Genomic DNA, 25,138 nt, shown 5'->3' with positions numbered 1-25,138 from the left:
TCCTGATGTATTTGTTCCCTTGGGTGCTCCGCATAGAGGGGGAAGCTCTGCTTACTGCCTAAGGCTTACCATTAAGAATTACTGGGTAGAGGAAGTGAGGCGGAGGATAGCCCTCTATGACTCAAGTAAGATTGAGTTTGAGGCAGAGTGGATGACGTATTGTCTTTTAGAGGGGCTTGATCCTTTTGAGCTGTACACTCTGGAGGATGATGAGGGTGGCAAAAAGATAGACGTTCGGATATTCAGAGAAGCAGTAGATCTTGACTTGTATGCGAGTGAAAGGTGGAGTGCTTGGGCTCGACACTTTGAGTCAACTGACGAAGAGCATTGGTCAAGGCTACAAGAGTATCGGATGCAAGTCTACGAGCGAGCTAAGGTATTTGGCTGTGAGCAGGTGCTTTATTTTGCAGACCAAGGGCCGACAGAGCTGATCTATGATGATATGGATAAGGGGGCGGAGGAGCTACTGGCTTATGTCCATACTCGTCGGTACTTGGATGATAGTTCTTGGATTGACTCACTTGAGAAGCAAGAGATTTGGCGACGAGATGGGCTGCATATCCAGTATGCCGATTACTTCAAGGGGAATATCCCTTGGCGAGAAGGCGTATGGATCGAGGTTGTGTTTGATGACTTCAGTGATCTGAGAGCAGCCGAAATACCCGACGTATTAGAAGGATAGTTATTCGCTATGTGAAAAAAGCCGAGGGGCAGGAGAACGATCTTCTCTTGCCCCTCGGGCTTTATTGGGGGAATGTGCTGGGGTGAATCCCAGTGTGAAGGAGGCTTCACCGACCTATTGGTAACTCGGAGCCTTCTCCAGTAGAGACTCACCAGAGGCACACGTACTACTTCTCTTGACTTGTCTTCGTGATGAAGACCAAGCTATCTGCTGGCACTCGAGCTTTGAACCATTGTTGGAGCTTGGCTTGCTCTGGAGCAGGAAGGGCTTTGCCTGCCTCCATCCCCAAGAGAACGGCGACGTAGCGTGCAGTGCTCGTCGTATCTGTCTGCACTTCGACGACGGGGGAGAGGCTGAGGGTACGGATGTTGGGGAAGAGTACGGCGAGCTCGGAGCGCAGTTCGCGAGCATACTCCTCGTAGAGGCCGTATTCGGAGAGGCGCTCTGCTAGAGCGGAGTTCTCCGTCGATAGTTCGAGGAGCTTCTGATGGTCGCTTGCTTGGGTCGAGGTATGCTGTTCGAGCTGGATACTTCGTGCAAGAAGGCTGTCGGACTGCACGCCTTGGATGACATTTAGCTGGAAGCCCGAGAGCCCATAGCTGGCCAGTCGCCCTTCGGCTACTCGCTGTAGGGAGTCGGAGATCTCACGGCCGACGGCCACGATACGGAGCGTCCCGCCCTGGCGGTCAGCCGAAGAGGTGAGGATCTGCGTGCCCGACTGGGAGAGTTCGCTAGTGACGAAGCGGTGGACATTATTCTCGAAGATGCTCGTGCGGATGATATTCACCGTCATCACGACTGCAGGAGCGATGGTCGCTATCACCACTACCGAGAGGATTCTCTTAGCCTTCTTGGCCCGCTCAGCGGTGAGGAAGCTGTGCGCTGGGAACTTCATCATCCTCACGCCTATCGCAGTGGCGAGGCTGATAAATACCGTGTTGATGAAGAAGAGATAGATGGCGCCGAGGAAGAAACGTAGACTCCCCGAGGCGATCCCATAGCCAGCGGTGCAGAGTGGAGGCATCAGGGCGGTGGCGATAGCGACACCTGGCAGGACATTGCCACTCTTACCGCCTCGGGTCGAGAGGGCGATGATCCCCGCCGCTCCCCCGAAGAAGGCGATCAGCACGTCGAAGATCGTCGGCGAAGTACGTGCCAGGAGCTCCGACTGTGCGTCCCCGAGCGGGCTGATCAGGAAGTAAATCGTAGCCGTCAGGACGCTGATGACGGTGGCGATACTGAAGTTCTTCGCAGCTCTCTTCAGGAGATCGAGGTCATAGATCCCCACAGCCAGGCCCATGCCTATGATGGGGCCCATCAGCGGGGATATGAGCATCGCTCCGATGATCACCGCAGTGGAATTGACATTCAGCCCCAGTGAGGCTATGAAGATCGCCGTGATCAGGATCCATAGATTGGCACCACGGAAGGAGATGCCCTTCGTGATCTCGGAGACGATATATTGCTTCTCCTCGAGGTCAGGGCGGATGTTGAAGTAGATGCGTACGGGTCTAAGGATATTCATAGGATAAGAAGGGTTGGAGCTAAGGCAAGGAAGGAGAAGCTAGCGGTCATTCGCCTTCGATCCTTAGCGCAAGAGCGAGTTAGTTGGCTTGTGATCGGTGGAGCTTGTAGCCAAGGAGGTTGAGACCAAGAGCTATACCGAGGCGATAGAGGGCGTAGAGCGTACGGCCATAGAGCTGAAAGGCAAGAGGCGTCGACGGCTCAGCCCGCTCGTGCATCAAGGCACTGTAGGCTTGCTCCGTGGCACGGCGGAGGAAGGCGGTATAGCGCTTGGCTTCGTCGCTTTCCTTACGCAGGCCGATCGCTTCCTCTAGGACGTACTCGTCTAGCTCGTCCCAGCCTCGGGCATCACGTATCTGCTGGTAGAGTTCGCCAGCAGGGATCGCTCCGTACTGCTCCCAGTCGCTGTCCCAGAGTGCCGCCATCGCCATCCCAACAAAGGCTATCCAGCCTAGAGATACGAGAGGATACTTCTCGAAGTCGGGGACGGCATCTGCTAGGTAGGCCTTGGCTAGCTCGGGGAAGAGCTCTGTGAGGTCATCTGTCTCTAGGAGTTGCTTGCCTAATAGGCCTTCTTCTTCGGCTAGATGTAGGAGTAGGGCTTCTAGAGCTTGGGTATATTGTCCGAGATTTTCTGCTTCGTTCATGCTGGGATTGGTGCTTGAGTTATAGGGGGATGAGCGTTGCGCTGCAGGGGCAAAGTAAGTATTACTTCCGATAGGTCTTCCTCTCGATCAAAGAGTATCGAACGAAGGAGTAAAATTCATTGGAAGTAATGAAGGTATACTAGTGATAAATACCTTGGAAGGACTGCGGTAGTCGAAGGCTTTCTAGTCTTATAATGAAGTCGAGGTGCTACTCTTATCTAGGGAGTAGCACCTCGTATGTTCTCTGAGTGTAGGTCTACGCCCCTAGAGTGAGAAGGAGGCTTGACCGATGAGATTGCCGTCCGCAAAGATCTTGACCCGATAGGTGCCACTCTGTAGGCTTTCTTCTACGGGCCAGTACATTGTGATCGGGGTGTCCTCGCCGTTGTACTCGATCTCTCGGCGGATGGAGTAGGGGATCTGCTTGCCCTCGAAGGCAAAGGTCCCTCCTCCAGGCTTGACGAGAAGCTCTTCGTTGGGCTGGGTGATACGGCAGTAGAAGGTCTTCTCACCAACTGCTGCAGTGACATTCTTCGCTACGGTGAAGTGGATCTGTAGATTGACTGTCTTCTCGAGCTTCTTGCTGAGCTTACCTCGCTTGTCGATCGGAGTGATGGAGATGCGTGTCGCATCCAACTTGGCTGCGAGCTTTACTCGGTCGGTGAGCTGAGCCTTCTCGTTGGAGAGCTGTTGTGCTTCGCCTGCAGCACGTGCATAGTTAGCTCGTACTTCAGTATTTTCCTGACGTAGGCGGTCATTGGCGGACTGGAGCGAGTCGATCTGTATGACGTAGTTCTTTAGGACATTGCGGAGGGTAGCGACTTCCTGTGTGAGCTGACCGATGCGCTTGGCGCTGGTAGCCTTATTGCTGCTGAGTTCTTTTTGCAGTTGCTCTACCTTCGCCCGCTCGGAGAGAAGCTGACTGATCAGAGAGTCCGTAGCAAGGGAGATCTTCTGTTCGCCGAGGCCTTGAGATAGCTTTTGGTACTGTATATCATACTCGGAGGCGAGCTTCTGAAGCTCCTCCTGCATGATCTCCTTCTGCTCGTTGGTGAAGATGTCCTTCTCCTCTTGGAGTTGGGCTCGCTCATTGCGGAGGACGAAGACGAAGCCAACGACTAGAGCAAGGATGATGGCCACAGAGGCTATGACGACGTGCTTGACTTTCATTGATGCTAAAGACTATTTTCTCGGAGTAAATGGAGCGAAGCCCTTCCCATCCCAAGTGGAAGATAGGGTGGGGAGTAGGGCGATGAGTTCGGCGAGCTCGTGGCTGGCCTTATCCTCTTCGGTCAGTAGGAGCGAAGGTGAGACTATGAGGCTATCGGTCGTCCCTTCAGCCCAAGAGAGCTGGTAGTGCAGTGGGTGAAGAAGCTCTCGCAGACGATAGCCCTGTGAGGTCTCGGGAAGCTTGATGCTCTTGAGGAAGTCCTCTGCTTGGGGGAGTGTAAGGATCTTGGCCTTGATCTCCTGTCCCTCTTGGTCGAGGAAGGTGATGCGAGCATCCTCCTGAGGTCGGGTGACACGCTCAATGACCGAGGTTAGCGACGAGCCATTAAGTAGAGGTAGGAGTCGAAGCTCCCAAGTGCCGACTTTACTAGTCTTGAGCTTGAGCATGCGGTCAGAGAAGGCTACGAGCTCTGCATCCAGCTCGAGATCAAGAGGCAGGATGAGGGTCGTATCTTGGCTCAGTAGACTGATGACTCTTTGTCGGCGCTCTTCGTCTAAGATGCTTGTCTTCCCGAAAGCCTCTAGTAGGGTACTGCTAGGCTTTGTGCTCTGAGCTTCTCCCCTCGAGAGGACGGAGAGGAAGACTAGTATGAGAAGGGCGAACTGCTGTAATCGCTTCATCTGAGAAGAGAGGGGGGATGAGGAATGAGGATTAGAGGGCTGCACGTAGGCGCACGAGACGCTCAAGGAGTCCCTCGAAGAGATCCAAGGGGAGCATGTTCGCTCCATCGCTCTTAGCGGAGGAGGGATCGGGGTGGGTCTCGAAGAAGAGCCCGTCAGCTCCCACAGCTACTGCTGCCTTGGCGATGGTCTCGATGAGTGCAGGCTTACCGCCCGTGACACCGCTGGCTCGGTTGGGGCGCTGTAGTGAGTGGGTGACATCCATCACAGCGGGGAACCCCGTAGCACGTAGGGCGGGGATATTTGTGAAGTCAACGACAAGGTCTGAGTAGCCGAAGCTATTACCTCGTTCGGTGAGGATCACTTGATCATTCCCACACTCGGTGACCTTGTGCGCTGCGTGCTCCATACCCGAAGCGGAGAGGAATTGCCCTTTCTTGATATTCACGATCTTCCCCGTGCGAGCAGCTGCAGCGATGAGATCGGTCTGTCGGCAGAGGAAGGCAGGTATCTGTAGTACATCTACATATTCGGCAGCCATCGCAGCTTCGTGGGTCTCATGGATGTCTGTCACTACGGGGATATCGAAGGTCTCCCGCACACGGCGCAGGACACGTAGAGCTCGCTCATCGCCGATGCCCGTGAAGCTATCCACTCGAGAGCGGTTGGCTTTGCGGTACGAACCCTTGAAGATGTAGGGGATACCTAGGCGTGTAGTCATCTCTAGGACACGCTCTGCGATGAAGAGCGGAGTCTCTTCATCTTCGATAGCACAAGGCCCAGCCATGAGGAAGAAGTTGGGGCCTGCGGTAAGGTCTTTATACTGGATCATATAGTTGCTTGATCTTGTGCTCGCTGCTCTTCCCATGCTTGGAGGTAGGCAAGAGCTTGGCTAAGCTGCTCTTCTTTGGGGCGGAGCCCATCTATATAATGTAAGGTGAAGCCTCGTCGCTCCATCCCTCTGAACCACGTCATCTGTCGCTTGGCGAACTGATGGATCGCTGTCTCAAGGGAGGTGAAGAGCTCCTCTCGGGTGAGCTGACCGAGGAGGTGCTGCGTGACGAACTTGTACTCCAGCCCGTAGTAGATCAGATCTTCGGGCGAGATCCCTGAGTCGAGTAGACGCTCGACTTCGCCGATCATATCCTCACGCTCGAGTCGCTCGTGAAGGCGTGCCGTGATCCGAGCTCTTCGCTCCTCTCGAGGTAGCTCGATGCAGAGGATCAAGCTATCAATGGGAGGATACTCGGAGTATTCGATCCCAGCCTCACGCTGTGAGTGGATATAGTCGGCGATCTCGATGGCTCGTATCGCTCGCTGAGGAGAGTCGAGGTCTGTCTGATTGTGCAGCGGACCATAGAGTGCTAGTCGCTGGCGGAGCTCCTCGATGCTAAGCCCCTGAAGCGATGCTCTCAGGGCAGGATTCGGAGCTACATCGGGCAGATGATAGCCACGGAGAACCGCCTCGGCATAGAGCCCCGTACCTCCGCAGAGGATCGGGTAACTCACGCCTCGGTTCTTGATCTCGGCATAGGCCTGATGGAAGGCATGCTGCCAAGCGAAGAGATTGTACTTCGTCCCAGCTGGGACGATATTGATCAGATGGAAGGGGATCTGCTTCCCTTCGTATTCATATTCTCTGAGGTCCTTGCCCGTGCCTATATCCATGCCTTGGTAGACCTGGCGGGAGTCCGCACTAAGGATCACTCCGCCTAGACCATGAGCTAGGCGGACAGCAAGGGAAGTCTTGCCCGAGGCGGTAGGACCTAGGAGGGTGATCATCCGCGATCCTTGAGGATCACGTCATGAGCTCCCCCTTCGACGATGGAGGTGCTAGAGACGAGGGTGATCTTCGCCTTCTGCTGGAGCTCTGCGATCGTGATAGACCCACAGCTACACATGGTAGCCTTCATCTTGCCAAGAGTCTGGGCAAGATTGTCCTTGAGCTTACCAGCGTAGGGGACATAGCTGTCTACACCCTCTTCGAACTTCATGCCCTCGGTGCCACCGCTGTCGTAGCGCTGCCAGTTCTGAGCTCGGTTCGAGCCTTCACCCCAGTACTCCTTGACGATGTTGTTACCGATCTTCAGCTTGCGGGTAGGTGACTCATCGAAGCGAGCGAAGTAGCGTCCCATCATGAGGAAGTCAGCCCCCATGGCTAGAGCGAGGGTCATGTGGTAGTCGTGCACCAGACCACCATCGCTACAGATGGGGATGTAGATACCTGTCTCTTCGAAGTACTTGTCACGAGCATGGGCCACATCGATGATCGCAGTCGCCTGCCCACGACCGATCCCCTTCTGCTCACGGGTGATACAGATCGATCCTCCACCGATGCCGACTTTGATGAAGTCAGCACCAGCTTCGGCTAGGTAGCGGAAGCCTTCTTCGTCGACGACATTACCTGCCCCGACGAGTACCTTGTCTCCGTACTTCTCACGGATCCAGCGTAGGGTATCATACTGCCATTCGGAGTAGCCGTCGGAGGAGTCGATACAGAGGACATCGGCTCCAGCTTCGACAAGTGCGGGGACACGCTCTGCGAAGTCACGGGTATTGATACCAGCTCCGACGAGGAGTTCCTTAGTCTCCTTGTTGGAGAGCTCTACGGGATTATCCTTGTGCGCATCGTAGTCCTTGCGGAAGACGAGGTAGACGAGATGATCCTCTTCGTCAATGATGGGGAGGGTATTGAGCTTGTGCTCCCAGATGATGTTGTTGGCTTCCTTGAGGGAGATGCCGAGGCGACCCACCTTGAGCTTAGAGAAGGGTGTCATGAAGTCCTGCACCAGAGCATCCTCTGGGGTAGTGCCTAGACGATAGTCACGGCTGGTGACGATCCCTAGTAAGCGTCCATTGGGCGAACCATCTTCGGTGACCCCGATGGTGGAGTGACCCGTCTCAGCACGTAGGCGAAGGACATCACGCAGGGTAGCATCTGGGCGGATATTGGAGTCGCTGGATACGAAGCCGGCCTTGAACTTCTTCACTCGGCGCACCATCTCAGCTTGCTCGGCGATGGGCTGAGAGCCGAAGATGAAGGAGAGCCCCCCATTACGAGCAAGTTCGATAGCCAGTGTATCGTTGGATACCGACTGCATGATCGCAGAGACAAAGGGGATATTGAGGCTAATGCGAGCCTGCTCTCCACGGGCAAAGCGCACCAGCGGGGTAGTCAGAGTGACATTCTGTGGGGTGCACTGACGTGTCGTGAGCCCCGGGATAAGGAGGTACTCCCCAAATGTGCGGGAGACTTCGTTGACGAATATAGCCATAGCTCTTTGCTAAATAAAGGATAGGGTGATACGTAGCATCTGTGGGTAGGGACGGACTACTTGAGGTGATGGAGAAGATGCCCCATGCGCTCCTTCTTGGTCTTCATGTAGAAGGCGTTGAACTCGTTGGGCTGGATCTCCAGAGGGACGCTCTCGACGACCTCGATACCGTAGGCTTCGAGACCGACGCGCTTGATCGGATTGTTGGACATGAGGCGCATCTGCTGTACTCCTAGTTCACGGAGGATCTGAGCACCGACTCCGTAGTCACGCTCATCAGCTGCATGGCCGAGATGGAGGTTCGCCTCGACGGTGTCTAGCCCCTCTTCCTGGAGCTTGTAGGCGCGCATCTTCTCCATGAGTCCGATCCCACGGCCTTCTTGGTTGAGGTAGACGATGACACCACGGCCTTCGGCTTCGATGAGTTCCATTGCCTTGTGTAGCTGTTCGCCGCATTCGCAGCGCTTAGAGCCGAAGATGTCGCCCGTGGCACAGCTAGAGTGCACACGCACGAGGACGGGAGAGCCGTCAGAGATGTCGCCCTTGAAGAGGGCGATGTGCTCGAGGCCGTTGCTCTTCTGCTTGAAGGGGATGAGACGGAACTGTCCCCATGCCGTGGGCATAGAGACCTCTTCACCTCGCTCGACGATACTCTCGGTGCGTAGGCGGTAGGCGATGAGGTCCTTGATGGTGATGATCTTGAGTCCAAAGCGCTGGGCTACTTCCCAGAGCTGAGGTAGGCGAGCCATCGTCCCATCTTCGTTGATGATCTCGATGAGTGCTGCCGCAGGCTGGAGTCCTGATAGGCGAGCCAGATCGACTGCAGCTTCGGTGTGTCCAGCACGGCGAAGGACCCCCTTGCTACGAGCTCTCAGTGGGCATACATGACCTGGGCGAGCCAGATCTCCTGGGGTGATCGTGGGGTCAGCTAGGGCAAGGATCGTCTGGGCGCGGTCGTACATAGATACCCCCGTGGTGCAGCCATTGCCTAGGCGGTCTACGGTGACGGTGAAGGGGGTCTCGTGTACCGATGTATTGTTCGGTACCTGCATCTCGAGCTCAAGCTCACGAGCACGCTCTTCAGTGATGGGAGCGCAGAGGACACCTCGGCCGTAGCGCATCATGAAGTTTACCTTTTCAGGGGTGACCTTTTCGGCCGCGATGATGAAGTCACCTTCGTTCTCACGGTCCTCGTCATCCACGACGATCAGGAACTCTCCACGTCGGAAGTCTTCGAGAGCTTCTTCGATCGTGTTCAGCTTAATTTCACTCATTGTCATTCTATTGTATGGCTACCTCCTCGGGTATGTCCGAAGGGATAGTTGGTGTAGTGGATAATTTGTATTCGGTTGTATTTGTTTTTGCGATTGAGCCTTGGCGGGCGACTTCGACCTCTCGGGCGATCTGCTTCAGTACGCTCTGGGTGGTCTTGAGGTCAGCCTTCAGGTGGGATCGTACCCGACCGAAGAAGAGGGTCAAGGGCACCGAGAGCGGTAGCACAAGGGCAAAGATAAGACCTCTGCGCTCCTGATGAGGAAGGAGGGGCGAGATCCTCGTCGGTAGCAGAGGAAGGTCCCCGAGTTTGCTGGTGAGGATACGGGCGGAGGTGTGACGAAGGCTCTCTGTGAGTTCGTCGAGCTCCTTGCTCAGTGCGAGAAGATCATCTTGATAGCGTCCATAGCGCCAGATGCGCCAGATGGGTTGAGCAAGCAAGGGGCTGCTTAGTAGAGCCTCGGTGTGCTCCTGAGCCAGAGCCACGGAGCGAGCCCCAGAGGTATAGTCAGCCTCCTCGATGACGAGCTCTTGGTACTTGACCTTGCGCACCCCACGGAAGCCGAAGAGCTTGCGGAAGAAGATGACGTAGGCTTCTATGTTGAGCGCCGAAGAGTCTTGGTTGGCCTTGTAGGCAAGGAAGATCCCTACGGGGAAGAGCATGATATTGCTGAGCCACATCCCGAGCCAGATGGGGATGGTCTCATTGCGCAGCATGTTCGTCCCGAAGGAGTCGATGATGAAGTAGACGACGAAGAAGAAGATCGAGATGATGATCGGCATCCCTATCCCCCCACGTCGGACGATCGCTCCGAGGCTAGCTCCGATGAGGCAGAAGATGATACAAGATACGGGGTAGGTGAACTTGCGGTGCCACTCCTGATGGAAGGTGCGGTACGAGTAGAAGGCATTCTCATCCGAAGCACTGTAGATACGAGCTTCGTCTTGGATGCGTTCGGCTTTGTCTAGTGCCATCTCGATGGCTTGTAGACTGTCTCGGAGCGAGAGGGTGAGGACTTCCTTGGCTTCCTCCGCCTTGGGGTGGCGATACTTCTGCTCCAGCTGGGCGATGCGAGCTTCTTGGGAAGCAAGGGCACTACTATCCTCATAGGCATAGGGCATGCTCTGGTAGTGTCCTGTGATGATCCCCGTTTGGACAACACGTGCATAGCTGTAGCGTGTGCTGTCGAGGATGGGGATCATCGAGTCGATGGAGACTTGGAGCTGATGGAGGTTCTTCCCGACGTACATTGACCCGAGCTCTTGCTCGTCCTGCATCTTGATATTCGTGTCGAAGGGGATGAAGGTCTCGCTGTAGTCGAAGCGAGGGAGCATGTAGGGGACGGGATCGGTAGAGGTATTGTAGGTCTGCGACTGCAGGTTCTCGAAGCTCTGTCCCTTGTAGAGCTTGAGGACAAGGAACTTCTTGCTCTTGTCCATCACCAGACGGCCCGAGTCTGCTCGGATGATGCGAGGGTTGAGGTAGCCTCGGCTCATGTCGTAGACCATCAGACGCTTGAGTAGACCGCTCTCGGGGTCACGCTCCTTGGCATAGAGGCTATAGCCAGGGATCCCCGTATAGAAGATGCCTGGGGAGATCTCCATCTCGGGGGTGGCGAACCTGGCCGATATGACGAGTGACCACATGCGCACCTGCGCTCGGATCATCAAGTCATTCTGGAAATAAAAAAGCCCGCATGCCATCCCGATGACAAGCAGGACGATGGGGCTAATGATGCGATAGAGGCGGATGCCGGAAGCCTTGAGGGCCAGAAGTTCCAGACGCTCCCCGAGGTTGCCCAGCGTCATCAGCGACGCAAGTAGAACCCCCAGAGGTAGGGCCATGGGGACAAATGAAAGTGCAGCATAGAAGATGATCTGCAGGAGCATGAAGCCACTCAGACCCTTCCCGACGAGCTCGTCAATGTAGCGCCAAAGGAACTGCATCACCACGACGAACCAGCACACGGCAAAGCTCATCACGAAGAGCGGGATGAAATTCCGGAGGATGTACTTATCTACGATCTTAAACACGTCTACTACCGCCAATTTATTAACCGCAAAGATACATTTTTTAGCCCGATTATGCTTGGTCTAACTCTTGACCTTCGTAGTGATGGCTGAAGCGACCTACGGTAGATCGCCTTGACGACCCACGGTAGGTCGTCGAGGCGACCCACAGTGGGTCGTGATGACGACCTACCGTAGGTTTTTTGAGCCCCCTTTGTAACCCGCTTGGATAAAGGGTTTGCGGAGGGCCTTGATTTGGGGAAAATAGATTGGCGGAAAATGTCTGTCAAGATCCTTGAGGATGGGATGGCGCTTGGCCCTCGAGAAGAATGCTCTTGATGAAGGAGGATTTGCCCTCGTTTGGCTCTCTGGGTGAGGACGGAAGGGGTGGTAAGAGAGTGGGGCTTGGGGTGCGTCGGGCATCAATCTTTTTGTACCTTTGTATTTAGTGTGTCTGAGTCTTGCACCATGCGCTACTCAGATCTTTTCGCACGGCTCCTGCGGGGGCTTGGTACATAATAATAGAATACGACAAGAATAGATATTGATGGGAAAGAACAATCTGATCTTTGGGATGCATCCGCTCATAGAAGCCCTCGAGGCTGGACGTGAGATCGACAAGATCCTACTCAAGCGAGGCCTTCGCAGTGGCGAGGTGAGCCGTATCATGGCACTTGCCGAGGAGCGTATGATCCCGATACAGTTCGTCCCCGAAGAGCGTCTGATGCGCTTGACACGCAAGCAGCATCAGGGGGTCATCGCCTTCATCAGCGAGATCGAATATACTTCACTTGAGCAGCTGATCCCCCTCCTCTATGAGCAGGGTCGCTCGCCCTTCTTCGTCCTGCTGGATGGACTGACGGATGTGCGTAACTTCGGTGCTATAGCTCGTACCGCTGAATGTGCTGGGGTCGATGCCCTCATTATCCCCGAGCGAGGGAGTGTCTCGGTGACGGCTGACGCTGTGAAGACTTCAGCGGGTGCACTTCATCGTATCCCTGTCTGCCGTGTCTCTTCGATCGGAGCGGCTGTGTCTATCCTGCAGGAGAATGGCGTGCGTATCGTCGCTGCTTCGGAGAAGGCTAGCGATGTCTACACGCAGAGCACGCTGACGCTCCCTCTCGGCCTTGTGCTCGGGGCTGAAGACCACGGAGTCTCCTCGGAGGTCCTTCGTCGGGCAGACCAGATCGTACGCATCCCTCAGGCGGGAGCTATTGGTTCGCTCAATGTCTCTGTCGCTGGCGGTGTCCTCATCTACGAAGTCGTCCGTCAGGAGAGCCTACTCGAGCACTAGGCTCCTACTACTACAAGCATCATACTCCACTAAATACATACTACCACTATTATGCTCACGAAGATATACCCAGATGCCCCTGATTACAGGCAGCTCTCCCTACTGGTGGACGAACTGCGTGATGGGGCTGTCTTCATCTATCCCACGTCCTCTGGCTATGCCTACTGCTGTGATGCTCTCCACCAGAGAGCGATCGAGGAGATTTGTCGCCTCAAGCAGATAGATCCCAAGAAGAAGGCACTCTCCATCGCTTGTGCTTCACTTAGCCAAGTCTCCGAGTACTGCAAGATGAATGACCGAGCCTTCAAGTTCATCAAGGATCACGAAGTCAACTATACCTTCATCCTGCCCGCCTCGGGAGCTCTGCCCAAGATCTTCAAGCAGCGTAAGGAAGTGGGGGTGCGTCTGGCACAGCACCCGATAGGTAAGCTCCTCGCAGAGCACCTAGGCAATCCGCTCATCACCTCTTCACTCCCCCTAGAGAATGACGAAGAGCCTGAGTACTGCACGAATCCGGAGCTCATCGATGAGCGCTTCGGGCATGGTGTCCGTACCATCCTAGATGCAGGGGATATCCCACTTGCCCCCTCGACGATCGTTGATTGTACAGAGGAGCCCTTTGAAGTCCTGCGCTATGGGCATGGTCGCCTAGAGGATGAAGAGCCCCTACTCAAGAAAGACTAAGACCAATCAGTATAGCATCATTATGCCGAAAGAAATAGACCTAATCGCCTATTATACCGATGAGGATGTCGAGGAGCCTCGCCTCCGAGAGAAAACCCTGCGTAATTGGATCCGTGAGGTAGCAGCTGACTACGACCGCCAGGTGGGTGAGCTCTGCTATCAGTTCTGCGGAGATGAACGCATCCTGCAGACGAACCAAGACTTCCTCGATCATGACTACTACACAGATATCATCACCTTCGACGAAAGTGAAGGGGAGGTCATCTCTGGAGATATGCTCATCAGCCTCGATACCGTGCGGAGCAATGCCGAGCTCCTGGGCACTGAGTACGAAGAGGAGCTTCATCGTGTGATCATCCATGGAGTCCTGCACCTCTGCGGGCTCAAGGATAAGACCCCCGAGGATGAGCTCCAGATGCGTCAAGCCGAGGACAAGGCACTACGTAGACTTCACGAACTCGTCGGCGAGGGTGAGCCTCTCTTTGACTGATCTCTTACCCCTGTCAAGTGCTACCACATCGACCTGATCTACCTTGTCCTAAAGCCCTCTGTGCGGTATATTCCACAGAAAAGCCCTTTCTTTGTGGTACCATTGACTAGCTAACCACTAAGTGAATTTAATCATCGATCAGGGGAACACAGTCTGCAAAGTGGCTGTTGCGGATGGAGGTGAGCTCATCGCTCACTACTCATTCCCGCAGGTTTCCCTCCGAGAAGCTGGGCGCATCCTAGCTGACCATCCAGCTCTGGATGCTGCGATCTACAGCTCTGTCGCTAGTGTAGACAAGACATTGCTTAGCCTGCTCACAGAGCAGCTCTCCACCGTCTGCACGGTGGATGAGCGTGTCGCTGTACCCGTCCAAGTCGCCTATGACCGCTCCCGCCTCGGGAGTGACCGTATAGCGGCCGTCGTGGGAGCCTATTCTTTAGCTCCCCAAGGAGTACCCCTCCTAGTCATCGACCTAGGGACGGCGATCACCTTTGAGTATGTATCCCCATCTGGGGAATATATGGGGGGGAATATCTCCCCTGGACTATACACGCGGCTCAAGGCGCTGAATCACTTCACCTCCCGCCTCCCGCTCATCCAAGATCTGGAGCAGCAGGAGCGAGCCTTCGGACAGACTACCATCGAGGCGATCTCTATAGGAGTGCTCAGAGGAGTCATCCATGAGATCCAAGGCTATATCGAGGAGATCAAAGCCAAAGACCCAGAGGCGATGATCTTCGTCACTGGTGGTGATGCCTCAGTCATCGAGCATGCCCTGCCTCAGGATGTGCGTGTGGAGCCCGACCTCGTCCTCTATGGACTGAACAAGATACTGGAGTACAACAAATGATACAATGGAATAAGATCCTCGGCCGTGTCCTCTCTGTGGGGGTACTCGCTGGACTAACGACAGGTAGCCTCGTCGCTCAGAACAACTCTGACCGATCTCCCTACAGCCGCTTCGGATACGGGTCACTCGGTCTGCGACAGACAGCCACCACCCGTGCCCTTGGTGGGCTAGGTGCAGGCCTAAGAGATGGGCTCATCGTCAATCCTGCCAACCCAGCCTCCTATACCGCAGTGGACTCCATGACCTTCATCATGGATCTGGCTGTTTCTCTCCGAGGTTCCTTCCTCGAAGAAGGGAAGCAGAAGGATAGCCGTGTGCTCGGTAATATCGACTATGCGACCATTCTCTTCCCCATCAGCCATCATCTGGCGGTGAGTGCAGGGATTATGCCTTTCTCTACCGTGGGCTACCGCTTCGGTAGCGAAGAGAAGCTCAAGGGAGATAGTCAGAAGACCTATCAGAGAGCTTACTCCGGACAAGGGAGCTTCAATGACCTCTATCTCGGTGTCGGTGCACGTATCGGCAACGTCTCCCTAGGGGCAAATGCTTCGTATGTCTTCGGCTATACGCTCCATGAACGTCAGGTCGTACTCGGTACTGAGGGTGCTTCCAATCCCTTCTACCGCACACAGCTACAGCTCAAGGGCTTCAAGGCTGACTTCGGGCTGCAGTATCAGCTGAACTTCGATAAGAAGAAGGCACAGGGACTGACCTTCGGGCTGACCTTTTCCCCAGAGATGAAGCTACGCTCGGAGCTTATTAATCAGCACTTCCTTAGTGCAGAGAACTCTAGAAGACTCGTGCCCGAATCCTCTGATACGATCTCCTCCCGCACGCTCCATCATGTGCCACTGAGCATCTCCTTCGGGACGACTTACCGACACAACGAATCCTTCCTCGTCGGCTACAATGTCTCCTACATGCGGTGGAGCAAGGCCGATGGACTCATCCAAGATGGAGCTGCCCCTCGCGACCTCTATCGCATAGGGCTGGGTGCCGAATGGATCCCCGATACACGTGGTCGTAGCCTCTTCTCTCGCTCACGTTATCGCTTCGGACTCAGTGGAGCTAACTCCTACATGCTTGTCCCTACTGTGGGGAGCGGGCGTGCAGGCTACAATGAATTAACTGCATCTTTCGGGGTAGGGATACCTCTGGTAGATCGCCGATCGCTCGTCAATATCACCGTAGACTATAAGTATCTTCGACCCCAAGTCTCTAGCATGATCAAGGAACATGCACTGGGATTCACCGTGGGGATCCTCTTCAATGAGAACTGGTTCAGAAAGGCTCGTATCAACTAGCCCCATGACCAGCTCATCCTACAGTCTACGCACTTAAGTACGAGCTAATCCATTTATTACACTAAAGAAAAGAGACAATGAAACTGAACAGAATGATCCTAGTAGCAGCACTCGGACTTCTCTCGACGGCTGCTTATGCCCAGACCGGTAGAGCTACAGGTACTCCTTTTGGCTCAGGAGAAGACAGCATCCGCTGCCGCCAAAGTATCAGCCTACTGACGAGCTTTGGGAGAACAGGGAACTATGCCGATGCTTATGAGCCTTGGCAGAGAGCCTACAATGATTGCCCAGCCGCTTCTAAGAACATATACATCATCGGTGCTAAGATCCTCCACTGGAAGCATGCTCAAGCTAAGACTCCAGCAGATAAGAAGAAGATCCTTGAGCGACTGATGAAGCTCTATGATGATCGTGTCACCTACTTCGGTGATGACGCTAAGGTCGGTACTCCTCAGATCATCGCAGACAAGATCGAAGACTACAAGAACTTGGCTGGTGATGCTGCAGACTTCACCGAAGTCTACAAGTGGGCCAAGCCCGTCGTCGAGCGCTACAAGGAGCAGACTCCTATCCAGGTCCTCTACTACTATGCCTTCAGCTCTCGCCTCATCGCATCTAAGGATGAGTCTAAGATCGACCAGTATATCAATGAATATACGCAGGCTGCTGAATACGCTGATGCTGTCCTAGCTGCAGCGGAGACGGATGATGCTAAGAAGGTCATCGAGACTTACAAGAATCAGATGGATGGCGAGTTCGCACAGAGTGGTCTCGCTAGCTGTGACAAGCTGGAGCAGACCTACACGGTTGAGAAGATCGATCAGCATAAGACGGATAAGAGCTACCTGCAGACGGTGCTCGCTCTCTTCCAGCGTGCTGGATGCTCATGTGCTTCCTCTTCACGTGCTGGTCGCTACCTCTTCGATATGGAACCTTCAGTCACCGCTGCTATGGGTATCGCTGGTGAAGCTATCCGTGAGAAGCGCTACACGGAGGCTACGGAGTTCCTCAATAAGGCCATTGATCTGGCACAGAACTCTTCCGACCGACTCAAGTGCTACGAAGCACTCTTCCAGATCGCACAGGTTCAGCGCAACAGCAGCGCAGCTATCACCTATGGGAACAAGATCCTAGCTGAGAACCCCCGCAACGGTAAGGTGCTCATCTATCTGGCTGAGCTCTCTGCTGGTAACGCTACACGCTACTATCAGGATGACAAGATCATGCAGCGCTGCTACTACTATCTCGTCATCAACAAGCTCCGCCATGCAGCTAGCGTCGACCCCTCTGTCGCTGCTCAGGCTAACCGTGCTATTGCGAACTACTCTCGCTACCTCCCCTCTGCTCAGGAGATCTTCATGCACCCCAGCATCAAGCGTGGTGCTACGGTCAGCTTCGGTGGCGAAAGTGTCGTCATCCCTTAATCACCCCACGACATCTCTATATGTCTGATCTCCCTTCGCACTTGAGTGCAGGAGCGAGGGGAAAAGCCCTCCGCAGTCAGGACGCTTCGTCTTGGCTGCGGAGGTCTTTCCTTTCCTGCGCCTCCCACTACGGGATGTATGCTCTCCTAGGCATTCTACTCCTCGGACTCTCCTCGTGTGAGCAGAAGAAAGTCGAGGTCAAGAACCTGGCGGTCAATCCCGATTCGCTCTATACGGCTCGTACGCTCCAGCTCAATACGCTCATCTCAGATTCGGGGATGATTCGCTATCGTATGACAGCTCCCGAGCTTCTGATCTATGAGCGCCCCGAGCGTAATGAGTGGGTCTTCCCTAAGGGACTACTTCTCCGTCCCTACGATGTCAAGCAGGGAAGTCAGGTCTTCATCAAGGCTGACTCTGCCATCCGTCGCCCAGACAAGGAGGAATGGGAACTCATCGGCCACGTCCAAGTACAGGGCCCCGATGGGCAACGACTGAAGACTCGTCAGCTCTTCTGGCTTCGTGATGAACGTCGTCTCTACTCCAACGATACGACCTACTTCTTCACTCAGGGAAAAGAGCTCAGAGGTTCTCACTTCAATGCTAAGGATGACCTCAGTTGGTACGAGATCTATGACAATAAGGGGGCTTTCGATTATGATGAAGATAAGCTCTCTACTCCCGCTACACCTACCTCGCCTTCTCCGGCTACCTCGCCTCAGACGAAGCCGGATACGATTTTGAAGAGGACTCCTGCTCGCTAGTCTTGTCCTCCACGTGCTCGCTTCACGATGATCTACTTCTATATACTTCTTAGTCTTATTGCCTCGGCCTTCTTCTCTGGGATGGAGATTGCTTTCTTGTCTTCGGATAAGCTTCGTCTGGAGCTGGACCGAAATCGAGGAGGGCTCTCTGCTAAGATCCTTGGTGTCCTCTATGCCCGTCCTGATCAATTCATCACGACGATGCTGCTGGGCAATAATGTAGCCCTTGTCATCTATGGGCTCTTGATGGCTATCCTCATGGAGCCTTGGCTTAGGCTTCTCCTAGGAGAGAGTGACGTGCTTATCCTGCTGGTGCAGTCAGTGCTGAGTACGCTCCTCATCCTCTTTGTCGGGGAGTTCCTTCCGAAGGTGACTTTTCGTGCCAATCCGAACCGTACGATGCACTTCTTTTCGGGGCTCCTCTTCTTGATCTATGTGCTCCTCTATCCTTTTGCTTGGTTCATTGGGTTGGTGACGCGAGCGCTCCTCTTCACGGCGGGGCAGCGCACCAAGAGCGTAGCTATACGCCCTCAGCTCTCCTCTGTGGATCTGGAGTACTATCTGACGCATAGCTCGGACGATGGTCAAGCTTCGGGTCTTGAGACAGAGGTGAAGATCATTCAGAATGCTATTTCCTTCTCCGAACTTCAGGTACGTGACTGCATGATCCCACGCAATGAGATCGTCGGAGCAAGTTATGACTCTACGCTGGAGCATCTCGAGGCACTCTTTGTACGTACGGGGCTCTCCAAGCTCATCATCTACAAGGAGAATATCGATGAAGTCGTAGGCTATATTCACTCGAGTGAGATGTTTCGAGGGAAGGACTGGCAGCGTCGTATCGTCCCCGGGCTCTTTGTCCCGGAGAGCATGCCCGCCAGCACACTGATGAGACTTCTCATGCAGCGCAAGAAGAGTATCGCTGTTGTGATCGATGAACTTGGGGGTACAGCAGGTATGGTCACGCTAGAGGATATTGTCGAAGAGCTCTTCGGGGATATTGAAGACGAGCATGACCATCAGAAGCGTGTAGCGAAGAAGCTTGATGATCGTACCTTCATTTTTAGCGGGCGTATGGAGATCGATGATATCAATGATAAGTTCGGTCTAGCCCTTCCTGAAGATGAGGACTTCATGACGATCGCTGGCTTCATCCTTGACCATTATCCCAGCATCCCCTCGCAGGGACAAGTGCTGGAGATCGGGGATCTTCGCTTTGAGATCCTTCGGAGCACTTCGACAAAGATCGTCCTCGTGAAGATGTCTCTCCCCGAAGAGTAGGTTACCGCCCTCCCTCATGGAGTAGGAGAATTAGCTTCCCTACATTAAGGTTCAAACTTATTACCTGTAACCGCCTTTGGTTACAGGTAATTTTTTGTCTTTCAGCTGGAGAAGAGAGTTTGTACGCTACTCAAGGTAGGGGTATAATCCTCCCTATAGTGTAGCCCTGCAAACCAGTATCTCTGCCAGGCTGATGGTCTGTTGTTGGGAGTAAGCTTGCTACTCTTGAACTTCTTCTAGGTCGCTGTGGAGTGGTGGCTTTTCCTCAGCCTCGCTCCTCTCTTGTTCTAGGGTGGAGACTCCCGCCTCCTTACTAAGCTCTCCCGCCTTTTTCTCTAGGGGCTTTGCTTCAGTCTCCTCCCTATTAGGCGAGCTGGAGTCCTCGTCCTTTGCCTGACCTAACTTATCAAACCCATCCATGATTGGGCTTAGCTGTTCGCATGTTACCCCGCTATTCTTGATGTCATTAGTTAATGCATAGACGGCAATATATCCTAGGAAGGCTTGAAGGACGCTGTTATCTATGCTTTCGGAGAAGAGGTGCTGTTCAGTTTCAAAGAATACTAGGTTGGAGCTTAGGAGATAAGCTAGGTAGAGGAAACTCACGACACAATTGAAGGCTTGGGGCTGAGTTATGCATACAGCTAGTCTCTTCATGTAGTACTGACTCTGATGGTCTCCAGTGTCATTGCAGAGTGGATTGAGCCTAAGTAGATGCTCTGTGGCTCTAGGGAAAAGAATGGGTAGCGTAGAGGTGACGAGAAGGGTCAGGAATATCAGAGTCTCTTCCTTGATGATTCCCGCTAGATAGAGGCAGAGGAAGCACAGCCCAGACAGACAGAGGTAGGCTAGGAGAAGCAGTATGTAGCTGACGAATATGATCAAGCCCGGTAGAATGAATCGGGTAATGAGTATCACTGGTAAGGTGAGGTAGTCGATGAATGGATGTATCTGTTTTTTCTGGTAGATCTGGGCATATAGACTAATTCCTAGGTAGATAGTGATGAGCGTAATAGCTACATATGCTTGGAATAGGAATAGGTATATATAGGCTGCTGAGACGCACACAGCGACAACCAAGGAGCTGCTAAGCTCTATAAAGAGTCGCTCCTTTTCATTCAGACCAATCCCCTTGATAAGATGCCCGATGGCTCCGAGATTTACGCACTCCTTCCGCTCGGAATTTTTAGCTTCACCTCCATGGGGGAGTAGCTCTAGATGCTCTTTCCCCTCACTGATGTGACTAGCACAAGTATACTCAAGTATTACGCCATTGGATAATAGGATGAGGATGTATCTATTCCTGTACTTGTAGCCCTTAGGTATATAGACCTTTCGTTTGACTTCAAATGTCTTTATGGGGTAGTCCTTTAAGATCTTGCTTACTTGATAGTCAAGGTCATCTTTGAAGGCTTGGAGTATACTTGCCCGCTCATGTCTTCTGAAACGGTAGAGAAAGAAGATGATTCCTAGAGTAACAGGGATGAGTATAAGGATGTGTTCCCCCTTTGTGTATCTCAAATCAAGGACAAGAGCTCCGAGTAGTAGTATTATAGAGCCTAAACTAATGCCTAGTGCCCAGAAGCTCAATTGGGGGAGCATGACACAGAGATTTCCTGCATCGTTTCTCCATGACTTGCTTGGTTTCATGTCTTCTCTGTTTTGATGTGCTCTCGTTCGTTTATCCTTGGTCAAATAGGGTAGGCCCCTGTATGACCAGTTTTCCCGTCTGGGCAAATATATGCGTTTGCCTCGTAATTTGGGCCTGTGGAGCTAGGGCTGTAGGTATGACTTTTTCTGATGATTTCCCTCTATCCTGTAGAGAGCAAAGTAGGGGAGAACTGTCGGAGGAGAAATCGCCATTCAATTAGTTTATTGCCCTAGAGAGAACCCCTCTGTTGATGGGCATCCGTATGACCCATTACGATCGACTCTAGGAAGAGCCCAAATAAAACCTACCGTGGGTCGTCGATGCGACCCACGGTAGGTCGGTGAGACGACCCACAGTGGGTTTTAAAGGCGACCTACCGTAGGTCGTTTTTAGGGGTGTCGTAGATCCTGCAGGAAAGGGGCTGTACATGCTACTTCTTCCGAGCCCATCTTTTGCTTTTCGTAGAGGGGCTGTTAAGGTCAATTTTAAGGGGTATTTAGCCCCCTTCTTGAGGGCTTTTTTATCCCTCTCTACTAGGCGGAGATGAGGGCTGGAATTACTTGTTTTTTTGCCTTGGCTTTACACTCTTTGTCGTATGGATAAATTGCTTATCTTTGCTTCCGCACGGGTGAAGAGCTCTTCTCCCACTGCATCGTAGACAAAGCAAATACAATCAGATATGGATGCAAAGATTCAAGAACTGACCGAGAAGATCTACAAAGAGGGGGTCCAACAAGGCCAAGCTGAAGCTGATCGCCTCGTCGCCGAGGCCGAAGCAAAAGCCAAGAAGATCGAAGCAGAGGCTGCAAGCCGAGCTGACGAGATCGTCAAGACCGCCGAACGTCGCGCTAGCGAACTCAAGAAAAACACCGAATCGGAGCTGCGGCTCTACACCTCCCAACTCATCGACTCACTGAAGAGCAGCATCGCTGATCAGATCCAGGGCGAAGTAGCTCGAGCTAATGTCCAGGCGCTTACTGCTGATCAGGCCTTCATCCAGAAGTTCATCCTCAAGCTAGCAGAAGGCTTCGACCTCAATCGTGGGATCGAGATCTCTACGGCTGATGCAGAAGGCCTTCGCTCTTACTTCGCTGCTAATGCTAAGGCTCTGCTGGAGCGTGGCGTGTCGATCCGCTCTGTAGCAGGCAAACCTACCGACTTCACGATCGCTCCACAAGATGGGAGCTTCAAGGTTCAGTTCGGCGAATCCGAGTTTATCGAACTATTTAAGAGTTTCCTCCGTCCAGAGATGACCAAGATGCTCTTCTAGTCCTGAACAGATTAGTACATAATGTAGAGCACACATGGCTAAGTATTACGCTCTGGTATCAGGCCTGCCGAATGTCACGGTGGATACCCCCAAGCCTCCTTTCTCTACAGAGGCTTTCTATGAAGAGCTGTTACCCATCTTGACCAAGAGAGATCGCTCCTATCTGGAGATCCTCCGCATGGAGCCCCTCAACAAGGAACTCCTCAGCTGGATCGCCGAAGGACACCTCACTCCAGTAGAAACGGAGGAGGAATCTCAGGAACCTTCTTACGGGCCCGTAGAGACTGAGCCCAGCAGAGACGAGCTCTTTGTGAGCCTTCTCCAGCGAGTTGCTAAAGCAGCAGCTGCAGGCAAGAAGTGCCCTCGCGTCCGAGAGCTCCCTGCATACATCGTGCGCTTTGTCTACGATCTCTTCTTCCGCAAGGCTGTGGCCGAAGACTTCGCCGAAGAGGCCGACGTGCGCCCCTCTCGCTTTGAAGAGATCGGATCAGATCGTTTGCTCCTCGAGGATCTACTCACGGGCTATTACTACGACTCCGTCGGAGCTGTGGGGAGTGCCTTCCTCAGCGAATGGTTCAGCTTGAACAAGAATATCCGCAATATCCTCGCCGTCTTCACTTGTTGCAGACTGGGCTGGGATGCTTCGAGATACATCGTCGGTCAGGGTGAAGTGGAGCAGAATCTCCTGCACTCCAAGGCTAAGGACTTCGACCTCGGTGAGCTTCTCCCTTATCTTCCTAAAGTCCTTCAGATCGCCGAAGAGCGGGACATCGCTCGTCGTGAGCGTCTGATCGACCTGCTGAAGTGGCAGTGGATGGATGACTGGACCTTCGTCCGCATCTTCGACATCGACAATGTGCTCTGCTACTATCTCCGTCTCTCCATCCTCGAGCGCTGGTCGCAGCTGGATGAGAAGACTGGGGAGGCCACCTTCCGTAAGATCGTCCTCTCGCTCAAGGGCGAGAGTGCCAACGTCCTACAGGAATTCAAGAAGGCTCAGAAGCGCTAATTCCTCCTCTCCTCACTAAGAATACACAGAATTCAACCGAATACGCATGCCCTTCACCTAGTCTGGGTCTGCGCTAAATAACAAGGGATACATGGCAACAAAAGGTAGTGTAAAAGGTATCGTCGCCAACCTCGTGACTATCGAGGCAGACGGCCCTGTCGCTCAGAATGAGATATGCTATATCACCGTCGGAGGAGTCCCTCTGATGAGTGAGGTCATCAGAGTCAGTGGTAAGAATGCCTATGCTCAGGTCTTCGAATCCACGCGTGGGATGCGCATCGGTGACCCCGTGACCTTCGAAGGGCACATGCTCGAGGTCACGCTTGGTCCAGGGATGCTGTCTAAGAACTATGACGGACTCCAGAATGACCTCGACAAGATGGAAGGGGTCTTCCTCAGCCGAGGCACCTATACCTACCCGCTTGATGGAGACAAGCTCTGGGACTTCAAGCCCCTTGCTCAGGTCGGTGATCGTGTCACCGCTGGCTCTTGGCTTGGTCAGGTAGAGGAGAACTTCCAGCCCATCAAGATCATGGTCCCCTTCTCTATGGATGGGATCTACACCATCAAGAGCCTCGAAGGCGAGGGGAAGTACACCGTCAAGGATACCATTGCGATCCTCCTCGACCAAGACGGACAGGAGCATGCCATCACCATGAAGCAGAAGTGGCCAGTCAAGCGCCCGATCACCTGCTATGCCGATAAGCCACGCCCACACAAGCTCCTAGAGACGGGGGTACGTATGATCGATACGATGAACCCCATCGTCGAGGGTGGTACGGGCTTCATCCCTGGTCCCTTCGGTACGGGGAAGACGGTCCTCCAGCATGCGATCAGTAAGCAGGCTGAGGCTGATATCGTGATCATCGCTGCTTGTGGTGAGCGTGCTAATGAGGTCGTGGAAGTCTTCAAGGAATTCCCTGAACTCCTTGACCCCAATACCGGTCGCCCTCTGATGGAGCGTACGATCATCATCGCTAATACCTCCAACATGCCTGTGGCAGCTCGTGAAGCTTCGGTCTATACGGCGATGACTATCGCTGAGTACTACCGTAGCATGGGTCTCAAGGTACTGCTGATGGCTGACTCTACTTCTCGTTGGGCTCAGGCTCTGCGTGAGATGTCTAACCGTCTCGAGGAACTCCCAGGCCCCGATGCCTTCCCTATGGACCTCTCTGCCATCGTGGCGAACTTCTACGCTCGTGCAGGCTTCGTCCATCTGAAGAATGGTGCTACTGGATCGGTCACCTTCATCGGGACGGTATCTCCTGCAGGGGGTAACCTCAAGGAGCCTGTCACTGAGAACACCAAGAAGGTAGCTCGTTGCTTCTATGCTTTAGAGCAGGAGCGTGCCGACCGTAAGCGCTACCCAGCGGTCAATCCAATCGATAGCTATTCGAAGTATCTGGAGTATCCAGAGTTCCAAGACTACGTCAGCGATCATATCGGATCAGGCTGGATCGACAAGGTCAATCAGATGAAGCAGTGGCTCATCCGAGGTAAGGAGATCGCTGAGCAGATCAACATCCTCGGGGACGATGGTGTGCCCTTGGACTACCACGTCACCTTCTGGAAGTCCGAACTCATCGACTTCATCATCTGTCAGCAGGATGCCTTCGACCCGATCGACTGCAACTGCTCACTGAAGCGTCAGGAATACATGGTCAGTCGTGTGATGCAGGTCTGCTGCATGAACTTCTCCTTCGAGGGCTTCGTCGAAGTGTCGGAGTACTTCAAGGAGCTGATCAATGTCTTCAAGCAGATGAACTACTCTGAGTTCGACAGCGAAGAGTTCCGTCGCCAAGAAGCTAGAGCGGAAGAATTGATTTCCCAACGAGCTAAAAACTAAAGAGCGC

General features: G+C 53.6%; 22 protein-coding genes. 12 read left to right on the top strand and 10 right to left on the bottom strand.

The window, feature by feature from the left end; translation table 11 throughout:
* The coding region (locus Q0336_RS08430) for a hypothetical protein (RefSeq protein WP_298527754.1) at positions 1 to 682 on the top strand (682 nt) is incomplete at its 5' end.
* Between the two features lie 166 nt (positions 683 to 848).
* On the opposite strand, the gene Q0336_RS08425 is transcribed toward Q0336_RS08430, so the two are convergent.
* From Q0336_RS08425 to Q0336_RS08385, 9 genes are all read right to left on the bottom strand, one after another.
* Positions 849 to 2,207 carry a DUF389 domain-containing protein gene (locus tag Q0336_RS08425; RefSeq protein WP_298527752.1) on the bottom strand — a complete coding sequence of 453 codons (1,359 nt, stop codon included), beginning with the start codon at positions 2,205 to 2,207 and terminating at the stop codon, positions 849 to 851.
* Between the two features lie 79 nt (positions 2,208 to 2,286).
* Complete coding sequence (locus tag Q0336_RS08420) at positions 2,287 to 2,853, bottom strand: hypothetical protein (RefSeq protein WP_298527749.1); 567 nt, start codon at positions 2,851 to 2,853, stop codon at positions 2,287 to 2,289.
* 264 nt (positions 2,854 to 3,117) lie between these two features.
* On the bottom strand, positions 3,118 to 4,023 hold the full coding sequence (locus tag Q0336_RS08415) for a hypothetical protein (RefSeq protein WP_298527746.1): 906 nt from the start codon (positions 4,021 to 4,023) through the stop codon (positions 3,118 to 3,120).
* Between the two features lie 12 nt (positions 4,024 to 4,035).
* Complete coding sequence (locus Q0336_RS08410; RefSeq protein ID WP_298527743.1) at positions 4,036 to 4,704, bottom strand: DUF3256 family protein; 669 nt, start codon at positions 4,702 to 4,704, stop codon at positions 4,036 to 4,038.
* Positions 4,705 to 4,735: 31 nt separating this feature from the next.
* Complete coding sequence (gene kdsA / locus Q0336_RS08405; protein ID WP_298527740.1) at positions 4,736 to 5,536, bottom strand: 3-deoxy-8-phosphooctulonate synthase; 801 nt, start codon at positions 5,534 to 5,536, stop codon at positions 4,736 to 4,738.
* Positions 5,533 to 6,486, bottom strand: a complete 954-nt coding sequence (locus Q0336_RS08400; protein ID WP_298527737.1) for a tRNA (adenosine(37)-N6)-dimethylallyltransferase MiaA — start codon at positions 6,484 to 6,486, stop codon at positions 5,533 to 5,535. Before Q0336_RS08400 ends, kdsA begins: the two co-directional genes overlap by 4 nt.
* A complete protein-coding gene (locus Q0336_RS08395) occupies positions 6,483 to 7,979 on the bottom strand; it encodes an IMP dehydrogenase (RefSeq protein WP_298527734.1) in 1,497 nt (498 codons plus the stop codon). The genes Q0336_RS08400 and Q0336_RS08395 overlap by 4 nt, the downstream gene beginning before the upstream one ends.
* Positions 7,980 to 8,035: 56 nt before the next feature.
* Positions 8,036 to 9,253 (bottom strand): bifunctional 3,4-dihydroxy-2-butanone-4-phosphate synthase/GTP cyclohydrolase II, encoded by a 1,218-nt coding sequence (locus Q0336_RS08390; protein WP_298527732.1) that lies wholly within the window; start codon positions 9,251 to 9,253, stop codon positions 8,036 to 8,038.
* 7 nt (positions 9,254 to 9,260) lie between these two features.
* Positions 9,261 to 11,285, bottom strand: coding sequence for an LptF/LptG family permease (locus Q0336_RS08385; RefSeq protein ID WP_298527729.1), 2,025 nt, complete (start codon positions 11,283 to 11,285; stop codon positions 9,261 to 9,263).
* Between the two features lie 523 nt (positions 11,286 to 11,808).
* Here Q0336_RS08385 and rlmB point away from each other — a divergent pair.
* The 8 genes from rlmB to Q0336_RS08345 all read left to right on the top strand — a co-directional run bounded on the left by rlmB (position 11,809) and on the right by Q0336_RS08345 (position 19,352).
* Positions 11,809 to 12,555 (top strand): 23S rRNA (guanosine(2251)-2'-O)-methyltransferase RlmB, encoded by a 747-nt coding sequence (gene rlmB, locus Q0336_RS08380; RefSeq protein WP_298527726.1) that lies wholly within the window; start codon positions 11,809 to 11,811, stop codon positions 12,553 to 12,555.
* A 51-nt stretch (positions 12,556 to 12,606) separates the two neighbouring features.
* The gene (locus Q0336_RS08375) at positions 12,607 to 13,239 is read left to right on the top strand and encodes an L-threonylcarbamoyladenylate synthase (RefSeq protein WP_298527723.1); all 633 of its coding nucleotides are present in this window, start codon (positions 12,607 to 12,609) and stop codon (positions 13,237 to 13,239) included.
* A 22-nt stretch (positions 13,240 to 13,261) separates the two neighbouring features.
* Complete coding sequence (gene ybeY, locus Q0336_RS08370; RefSeq protein ID WP_298527720.1) at positions 13,262 to 13,729, top strand: rRNA maturation RNase YbeY; 468 nt, start codon at positions 13,262 to 13,264, stop codon at positions 13,727 to 13,729.
* Between the two features lie 121 nt (positions 13,730 to 13,850).
* Positions 13,851 to 14,579, top strand: coding sequence for a type III pantothenate kinase (locus tag Q0336_RS08365; protein ID WP_298527717.1), 729 nt, complete (start codon positions 13,851 to 13,853; stop codon positions 14,577 to 14,579).
* On the top strand, positions 14,576 to 15,883 hold the full coding sequence (locus tag Q0336_RS08360; RefSeq protein WP_298527714.1) for a hypothetical protein: 1,308 nt from the start codon (positions 14,576 to 14,578) through the stop codon (positions 15,881 to 15,883). The genes Q0336_RS08365 and Q0336_RS08360 overlap by 4 nt, the downstream gene beginning before the upstream one ends.
* 77 nt (positions 15,884 to 15,960) lie before the next feature.
* Positions 15,961 to 17,307: a hypothetical protein gene (locus Q0336_RS08355; protein WP_298527711.1), complete on the top strand. Its 1,347-nt coding sequence runs from the start codon at positions 15,961 to 15,963 to the stop codon at positions 17,305 to 17,307.
* A gap of 134 nt (positions 17,308 to 17,441) precedes the next feature.
* Positions 17,442 to 18,071 carry an LPS export ABC transporter periplasmic protein LptC gene (gene lptC / locus Q0336_RS08350; RefSeq protein WP_298527708.1) on the top strand — a complete coding sequence of 210 codons (630 nt, stop codon included), beginning with the start codon at positions 17,442 to 17,444 and terminating at the stop codon, positions 18,069 to 18,071.
* Positions 18,072 to 18,098: 27 nt separating this feature from the next.
* The gene (locus Q0336_RS08345; protein WP_298527705.1) at positions 18,099 to 19,352 is read left to right on the top strand and encodes a hemolysin family protein; all 1,254 of its coding nucleotides are present in this window, start codon (positions 18,099 to 18,101) and stop codon (positions 19,350 to 19,352) included.
* Between the two features lie 219 nt (positions 19,353 to 19,571).
* Here the strand turns inward: Q0336_RS08345 and Q0336_RS08340 are convergent, their stop codons facing one another.
* Complete coding sequence (locus Q0336_RS08340; RefSeq protein WP_298527702.1) at positions 19,572 to 21,002, bottom strand: hypothetical protein; 1,431 nt, start codon at positions 21,000 to 21,002, stop codon at positions 19,572 to 19,574.
* A 680-nt stretch (positions 21,003 to 21,682) separates the two neighbouring features.
* Between Q0336_RS08340 and Q0336_RS08335 the strand changes: the two genes are divergently transcribed.
* From Q0336_RS08335 to Q0336_RS08325, 3 genes are all read left to right on the top strand, one after another.
* Entirely contained in the window at positions 21,683 to 22,273 is a 591-nt protein-coding gene (locus Q0336_RS08335; RefSeq protein ID WP_298527699.1) for a hypothetical protein, read from the top strand.
* Between the two features lie 34 nt (positions 22,274 to 22,307).
* Positions 22,308 to 23,282, top strand: a complete 975-nt coding sequence (locus tag Q0336_RS08330; RefSeq protein ID WP_298527696.1) for a DUF2764 family protein — start codon at positions 22,308 to 22,310, stop codon at positions 23,280 to 23,282.
* A gap of 91 nt (positions 23,283 to 23,373) precedes the next feature.
* Positions 23,374 to 25,131, top strand: a complete 1,758-nt coding sequence (locus tag Q0336_RS08325; RefSeq protein WP_298527693.1) for a V-type ATP synthase subunit A — start codon at positions 23,374 to 23,376, stop codon at positions 25,129 to 25,131.
* Positions 25,132 to 25,138 lie beyond the last annotated feature (7 nt).

This window comes from uncultured Porphyromonas sp., from assembly GCF_938039215.1.
Taxonomy (GTDB): Bacteria; Bacteroidota; Bacteroidia; order Bacteroidales; family Porphyromonadaceae; genus Porphyromonas.
The sequence above is the reverse complement of the archived record's forward strand: the minus strand, read 5'-3'. Positions and strand labels throughout refer to the sequence as shown.